Here is a 7283-nt window from a genome sequence, read left to right on the forward strand (position 1 = left end):
GGCGATCAGTTGCCGGGCGAGGCCGAGCTGGCGCAGATGTTCGGCGTCACCCGCTCGACCGTGCGCGAAGGGCTGAGGCAACTGGAAAGCGACGGGATGGTGCACCGCCCCTCGCCTCGACGGTTGGAGGTGTCGGTGCCCCAGGCCGCCCAGCTGACCACCCGCGCAGGCCGGGCAATGGCGATGATGAAGGTCACGTTCCGCGAGTTGTGGGAGGTCACCATGGTGACCGAGCCGCTGGCCGCGCGCATCGCCGCCGAACGCGCCAGCGCCGAGGAGATCGAGACATTGCAGGGCCTGCATTCCGACCTTGTGGCGGCCGAAGGCCAGATGGCGCGCACGATCGAGCTGGACGAGGCGTTTCACACCCGCATCGGCGAGATGGGCCGCAACCGCGTTCTGGGCCTCGCGCGTGAGCCGATCTCGCTTTTGCTGTTCCGCGGCTTTTCGCAGATCGCGCCCTATGCCACGCAGTTCTACAAGCGCCAGATCGAGGCGCATTCCAACATCATAGCCGCCATGCGCGACCGTGATTGTGACCGGGCCGAGAAGTGGGCGAGGATGCATATCGAGGATTTCTGGCGCGGCGCGCAGATCGCCGGGCTGGAGGATGCGGTGGCGCTGAACCCGCGCGCGCTTTCATGAGGGGATGGGCATGAGTTACCGGACCATCACCACTGAAACCGCCGATGGCGTCATGACCCTGACGCTGAACCGGCCTGACCGGCTGAACGCCTTTACTCGAGCGATGCTGGACGAGATGCTTGCTGCCTTCGATGCGGCCGATGCCGACGACGCGGTGCGCGTCATCATCGTCACCGGGGCGGGGCGCGGCTTTTGCGCGGGTGTCGATCTGGAGGACCCCGACGCCTTTACCGCGGCAAAGGTCGACCCGACGGCGCGCGACGCGGCCATTTGGGATGACCCGGCCAACCGTGACATGGGCGGTCTTCTGGCGCTGCGCATCTTCAACTGCCTGAAACCGGTGATTGCGGCGGTGAACGGCCCGGCCGTGGGCATCGGCGCAACGATGCAATTGCCGATGGATATCCGGCTGGCTTCGGATACCGCTCGGTTCGGGTTCGTTTTCGCGCGGCGCGGGATCGTGCCCGAGGCCGGGTCAAGCTGGTTCCTGCCGCGGCTGGTGGGCATGGGGCAGGCTCTGGAGTGGTGCTATTCGGGCCGGGTGTTCGGCGCCGACGAGGCGCATGCCGGCGGGCTTGTCCGTTCGGTCCACGCGCCCGACGACCTGTTGCCCGCGGCGCGCGTGCTTGCCCAGGAAATCGCCGGGAACACTGCGCCGGTCTCGGTCGCGCTGACGCGGCAGATGATGTGGCGCATGGCCGGGGCCGACCACCCGATGCAGGCGCACCGGATCGACAGCCGAGCCATAGCCGCGCGCAGCTCGATGGCGGATGCCGATGAGGGCGTGGCCAGTTTCATGGAAAAACGCGCGCCCGCCTTTCCCGACCGCGTGTCGCGTGACATGCCCGGTTTCTACCCCTGGTGGGACGAGCCCGGCTGGCTGGACGAGGAGGAAAAATGAGCGACGCAATCCTGATCGAACGTGCTGGCGCGGTAACGACCCTGCGCCTGAACGACCCGGCCACGATGAATGCGATGACGCCGCAGATGGCGCAGGACCTCCACCGGCTGTTGCAGGACGAGGTCGCGGGCGGCGCGCGGGCCATAGTCCTGGCGGGCAGCGACCGGGCCTTTTCGACCGGTGCCAACCTCAAGGCTGCCGTACCCGAGGACATTACCGGGTTCGACGTCGGCGAGACGCTGGAAAACGACTACAACCCCCTGATGCGCTCGATCCGCGATTTGCCGGTGCCGCTGATCTCGGCGGTACGCGGCGCGGCCGCCGGCGTGGGCGCGTCGCTGGCGCTGGTCTGCGACGTGATCGTCGCGGGCAAGAGCGCCTATTTCCTCGAGGCCTTCGCGCGCATCGGCCTAGTGCCTGACGGTGGCGCGACATGGCTGCTGACGCGGGCGGTGGGCCGGGTGCGGGCGATGGAAATGATGCTGCTGGCCGAAAAGATCCCCGCGCCGCAGGCGCATGACTGGGGTCTGGTCACCCGCTTGGCCGAGGATGACGCGGTGGAAGAGACCGCGCAGGCGCTGGCGGAAAAGCTGGCGGCCGGCCCGGTGCGGGCGCACGCGCTGATCCGGCAGGCGGCTTGGGCGGCGGCGGATGCCGATTTCGCCACCACGCTGGAGACCGAGCGGCGCCTGCAAAAACAGGCTGGCGAGACGCCGGATTTTGCCGAGGGCCTGGCCGCGTTCCATGAAAAGCGCGCGCCGAGGTTCAACGGTTGAAGACCCGCCCGCCGATTTGGCGGGCGGCACGATGACGCTCCGTCACGCTTGTCGGGGAGACATGAAAACAACATGGTTCAAACGGGAGGAAATACCACCATGAAACACACAGTGAAAACCCTTGTCACGGGAGCATCCATGCTGGCCGTCGCCGGCGCGGTGCAGGCCGCCGACCTGAGCTTTGCCGGGGGCTGGCCGCCCAACTCGGCGCCCACCGCCAAGATCGAGGACTACGCGAAGGCGGTCGAGGACTACAGCGACGGCGAGGTCAGCGTGCGGGTCTTTCCGCTGTCACTGCTGAGCTTTGGCGAGATCAACGCCGGCCTGCGCGACGGCATCGCTGACGTGGCGGGCAACCTGCTGGCCTATTTCCCGGCGGAATACCCGACGTTGAACATGCTGGCCGAGTTCTCGGAGCTGGTCGAGCTTGAGGAATACGCTGGCGAGCTGAGCAGCCTGGCCTTTACCGGCGCCATCATGGACTACGTCATGAACGACTGCCCCGCCTGCATGGATGAAATGTCGGCGCAAAACCAGGTGTACCTGGGTGCGTCGTCGACCACGTCCTACGCGCTGCAATGCGCGGTGCCGCTGACCTCGGCCGCCGACTTGGAAGGCAAGCGTTTGCGCGCCGCGGGCGCCTACTGGACCCGCTGGGCGGAATCGGTGGGCGCGACCCCGGTATCGATGTCGGTCAACGAAACGCTTGAGGGCCTGAGCCAGGGCGTTGTCGATTGCACCATGTCGAACACCGCCGACTTCGTGAACTTCGGCTTCATCGACGTTGTCGATCATGTCTATATCGGCGCTCCGGGTGCGCAGTTCAACGTGCCCTTCACGATGAACAAGGACACCTGGAACGGCCTGTCGGACGACAACAAGCAGGCGATGATGCGCGCCCATGCCAAGCTGGCCGCCGATATCGCTTGGGTCTATGTCGAGGAAGGCCGCGCTGGTCGTGAACGCGCGCCGGACATGGGCATCGAATATGGTTCGGCCCCTGAAGACATCGTCGAGATGAACCGCGAGTTCATCCAGCAGGACAAGGAGGCCATTGGCGAGATCTACAACGAGCGTTTCGGCATCGAAAGCGGCTCCGAGGCGGCGGTTGCCCTGACCGAGGGCCTGGCCAAGTGGTCCGAACTGACCAAGGATGTCAGCAGCGGTGAAGAGCTGGCCGAGATCTACTGGAACGAGATCTTTTCCGAGATCGATGTCGCCAGCTACGGCAAGTAAAGGCCCCGGCTGACCTGATCAAAGGGTCGGGCGCCGCGTGACAGCGGTGCCCGGCCGTCAAGAGGAACGGAGGCTTAATTCCATGTTCATGATCGGCAGGGCGCTGTCTTTCCTTTCACGCTCCGCGTCCCTGATCGGAGCAATCTGCGTTGTTCTCATGATGCTGCACGTCACCGCTGACGTGCTGGGCCGTTACCTTTTCAACACGCCGGTGCCCGGCACCATCGTGGTGGTGGCCAACTACTACATGGTGCTTGTGACATTCATCGCCCTGGGCGTTGCAGAGGAAAAGCGCGCGCATATCTCGGTCGAGGTTCTGACCGACCTGATGCCGGCGCGCCCGCGCACCGTGCTGTCGGTGTTCTCGGGGGTGCTGACGGCCGCTGTGGTGGTGGTGGTCATGATCGGCGGCTATACCGAGGCGGTCAAGAAGACGCGCGGAGGCGCATCGATGGAACAGGGCAGCCAGCTTTTCGAGATATGGCAAAGCTTCTGGTTCGTGCCGGTGGGAGCGGCGCTGATGGCGCTGATCGCGGCTTATCGCGTAATCGTCACCGTCACGGGCACGAAAAACGGCCTGAATGAAACCGATCCGAATGCGAAATTCATAAATGACTGATGTTGAGATCGGCCTGACCGGCCTTGCCGCCCTGATTGCCCTGATCGCCGTGCGCGTGCCCATCGGCATCGCGTTGATCGGGGTGTCGTTCACCGGGCTCTACGTGTTGATGGGGCCCCGCATTGCCTGGGGCTCGATGAGCATCATCCCCTACAAGTTCGCCTCAAGCTGGATCCTTAGTTCGATCCCGATGTTCCTTTTCCTGGGCTTCATCAGCTATCACACCCAGTTGACACGTGGCATGTTCAACGCCGCTCGCATTTGGCTGTCGTCGCTGCCAGGAGGGCTTGCCATCGCATCGATCTTTGGCTCGGCTGGGTTCGCGGCTGTGTCTGGCTCGTCCATCGCGTGCTCGGCGGCGATGGGGCGCATCGCCATCCCCGAGATGATGAAACACCGCTATCACCCCGAGCTGGCCACCGGCACCGTGGCCGTGGCGGGCACCATTGGGGCGCTTATCCCGCCCTCGATCATCCTGATCCTTTACGGCGTGATTGCGCAAATCTCCATCTCGGCGCTGTTTCTGGGCGGTATCGTGGCGGGACTGATGACGGCGGTGGGTTATACGCTGGTGGTGTTGCTGCGAGTCTGGCTGAACCCCGATCTGGCGCCCGAGCGCGACGCCGATGTGACCATGCGCGAAAAGCTGCTGGCCCTGCGCGAGACATGGCCGATCCTGCTGATCATGATCGGCATCTTTGGCGGGCTGTTCGGCGGTGTCTTCACCCCGACCGAGGCGGGCGCGGTGGGTGCCTCGCTGGCTTGCCTGGTGGCGATCGTCAGCGGACAGATGACGCTGGAGCGGTTCCTGACCGCCGCGCGCGAGACACTTATGACCACCGCCGCGCTGCTGATCATCGCCATCGGGGCCAGTCTGCTGACGCGGTTCCTGGCGCTGTCGGGCGCTGGCGATTTCCTGTCCGAGGGCATCCTTTCGATCGCATCCAGCCCGGTGCTGCTGATGATCGGCATCGTCTGCGTCTACCTGTTGATGGGCATGTTCCTGGAACCCATCGGGGCCATGCTGCTGACGCTGCCCATCATCCTGCCGGTGGTCGATGCCTCAGGGTGGAGCCTGCTGTGGTTCGGCATCGTGCTGACGAAGCTGCTGGAAATCGGGATGATCACGCCGCCCATCGGCATGAACGTCTTTGTCATCAAAAGCGTCGTGGGCGATCTGGTGAAGACCTCGGCAATCTTCCGTGGCGTGGCTTGGTTCATTGTGATGGACCTGGTGCTGGTGGCTATCCTGTGCGCCTTTCCGGGGCTGGTGCTGTGGCTGCCGAACCTGGTGGGCTGATCTGAAAGGCCGGGCGCAAAGTTCGCGCCCGGCACCAAAAGCAAGACAAGGGGAAACAACCATGCAAACCGATCAACTGATCCGACGTGCGCGGGGCCAGCAACTGGCCGACATGCTCCGCCGTTCGGCCGGCCGCCTGCCCGACAAGCCGGCGCTGGTCTTTCGTGACCAGACCGACACCTTCGCGCAGCTTGATGCGAAGGTGAACTGCGCCGCCAACGCGCTGGCGTCGCGCGGCATCGTCAAGGGCGACAGGGTGGCGCTGTTCACGCACAACAACCGCGCTTTCGTGGTGCTGCGCTATGCGCTGGCGCGGCTCGGTGCGGTCACGACGCCGGTGAACTTCATGCTGACGGCGCCCGACGTGGCCTATATCCTGGGCCATTCCGGCGCGCGCATGATGATCGCCGAGGATGCGCTGTGCGACACCGCCGATGCCGCGCTGGCCGAGACGGGGCAGGGCGACATGCCCCGCTTTGCCATTCCGCACGCCGGCGTGACCCCGCCCGAGGGTTGGCAACCGGTGGCCGACATCCTGGACCATGACGACGCGTCCGAGGTGTGGCACGACGTTCACGCCGACGACCCGATACAGATGATGTATACCAGCGGCACTGAAAGCCGTCCCAAGGGGGCGCTGCTGACTTCGGGGGCGCTTTACGCGCAGTATTCCAGCTGCATCATCGACGGCGAGATGGGCGAAGACGCGGTATCATTGCATTGCCTGCCGCTGTTTCATTGCGCGCAGCTTGACTGCTTTCTCAGCACCGATCTTTACACGGGCGCCACCTCGGTTCTGCATGACAAGGCCGACCCCGCCGAGATGCTTGAGGCGATCGAGAAACACGGCGTGACCCGCCTGTTCTGTCCGCCGACGATCTGGATCGCTCTGCTGCGCCACCCCGATTTCGACAAGCGTGACCTGGGCAGCCTGCAACAGGGCTATTACGGGGCGTCGATCATGCCCACCGCCGTAATCGAAGAATTGTCCGAGCGGCTGCCTCAGATGCGGCTGTTCAATTTCTACGGCCAGACGGAAATGGCGCCGCTGGCCACGATCCTGAAGCCGCATGACCAGCTGCGCAAGCTTGGCTCGGCCGGGCGACCCTCGCTGAACGTTGAGACGCGAGTGGTGGATGACGATGACACCCCGCTGCCCGTGGGCGAGGTGGGTGAGATCGTGCACCGCAGCCCACATCTTATCACCGAGTATTACAACGACCCTGAAAAGACGGCCGAGGCGTTTCGCAACGGTTGGTTCCACAGCGGCGACCTGGGCCGGTTCGATGAGGATGGATACCTTTACGTCGTCGACCGCAAAAAGGACATGATAAAAACCGGGGGAGAGAACGTGGCCAGCCGCGAGGTGGAAGAGGCCATATTTCGTCATCCCGACGTGGCCGAGGTGGCGGTGTTCGGCGTGCCGCACCCCAAGTGGATCGAGGCGGTGACAGCGGTGGTGGTGCCCAAAGCCGGCAAGGACGTCACGGCCGAGGGCGTGATGGCCTATTGCCGCGAGGCGCTCGCCCATTTCAAAGCGCCCAAGCATGTTGAGGTAACCGAGGCGCTGCCGAAGAACGCCAGCGGAAAGATCCTGAAACGCGAATTGCGCGTCACCTATGCGCAGGTGTTCGCCAGCGACTGAGCCCGCCTTAGTCTGTTTGGCTTGTGGCATGCGTGGTATACGTATGCCCCATAGGTATTTGCCGGAGGGAGCGATGGGCCGTATCAAGGCGAACCTGACGCTCGATGCCAGGGCGCCAGCGGATGCCTGCTCTGGACGACCATGCCCGCGAAATCACGCAG

Annotated in this window: 7 protein-coding genes; all 7 read left to right on the plus strand. The window is 64.5% G+C overall.

Annotated elements, in window-relative coordinates:
* Positions 1 to 645, plus strand: a 645-nt coding sequence (locus ACESL9_RS14565; protein ID WP_372675054.1) for a FadR/GntR family transcriptional regulator, incomplete at its 5' end; no start/stop codon positions are given.
* Between the two features lie 10 nt (positions 646 to 655).
* The gene (locus ACESL9_RS14570; protein WP_372675055.1) at positions 656 to 1546 is read left to right on the plus strand and encodes a crotonase/enoyl-CoA hydratase family protein; all 891 of its coding nucleotides are present in this window, start codon (positions 656 to 658) and stop codon (positions 1544 to 1546) included.
* Positions 1543 to 2322, plus strand: coding sequence for an enoyl-CoA hydratase-related protein (locus ACESL9_RS14575; protein WP_372675056.1), 780 nt, complete (start codon positions 1543 to 1545; stop codon positions 2320 to 2322). Before ACESL9_RS14570 ends, ACESL9_RS14575 begins: the two co-directional genes overlap by 4 nt.
* A gap of 99 nt (positions 2323 to 2421) precedes the next feature.
* On the plus strand, positions 2422 to 3558 hold the full coding sequence (locus ACESL9_RS14580) for a C4-dicarboxylate TRAP transporter substrate-binding protein (RefSeq protein ID WP_372675057.1): 1137 nt from the start codon (positions 2422 to 2424) through the stop codon (positions 3556 to 3558).
* An 82-nt stretch (positions 3559 to 3640) separates the two neighbouring features.
* Positions 3641 to 4177 carry a TRAP transporter small permease gene (locus tag ACESL9_RS14585; RefSeq protein WP_372675058.1) on the plus strand — a complete coding sequence of 179 codons (537 nt, stop codon included), beginning with the start codon at positions 3641 to 3643 and terminating at the stop codon, positions 4175 to 4177.
* On the plus strand, positions 4170 to 5477 hold the full coding sequence (locus ACESL9_RS14590; protein WP_372675059.1) for a TRAP transporter large permease: 1308 nt from the start codon (positions 4170 to 4172) through the stop codon (positions 5475 to 5477). The genes ACESL9_RS14585 and ACESL9_RS14590 overlap by 8 nt, the downstream gene beginning before the upstream one ends.
* A gap of 61 nt (positions 5478 to 5538) precedes the next feature.
* Positions 5539 to 7122: an acyl-CoA synthetase gene (locus tag ACESL9_RS14595; protein ID WP_372675060.1), complete on the plus strand. Its 1584-nt coding sequence runs from the start codon at positions 5539 to 5541 to the stop codon at positions 7120 to 7122.
* Positions 7123 to 7283 lie beyond the last annotated feature (161 nt).

It is taken from the genome of Aquicoccus sp. (assembly GCF_041686535.1).
In the GTDB taxonomy this organism is placed as follows: Bacteria; Pseudomonadota; Alphaproteobacteria; order Rhodobacterales; family Rhodobacteraceae; genus Aquicoccus.

Excerpts from the sequence above, each read along its gene's own strand:
- ACESL9_RS14570 (WP_372675055.1), top strand. The coding sequence starts at position 656 with ATGAGTTACCGGACCATCACCACTGAAACCGCCGATGGCGTCATGACC.
- ACESL9_RS14580 (WP_372675057.1), top strand. The coding sequence starts at position 2,422 with ATGAAACACACAGTGAAAACCCTTGTCACGGGAGCATCCATGCTGGCC.
- ACESL9_RS14595 (WP_372675060.1), top strand. The coding sequence starts at position 5,539 with ATGCAAACCGATCAACTGATCCGACGTGCGCGGGGCCAGCAACTGGCC.
- ACESL9_RS14575 (WP_372675056.1), top strand. The coding sequence starts at position 1,543 with ATGAGCGACGCAATCCTGATCGAACGTGCTGGCGCGGTAACGACCCTG.
- ACESL9_RS14590 (WP_372675059.1), top strand. The coding sequence starts at position 4,170 with ATGACTGATGTTGAGATCGGCCTGACCGGCCTTGCCGCCCTGATTGCC.
- ACESL9_RS14585 (WP_372675058.1), top strand. The coding sequence starts at position 3,641 with ATGTTCATGATCGGCAGGGCGCTGTCTTTCCTTTCACGCTCCGCGTCC.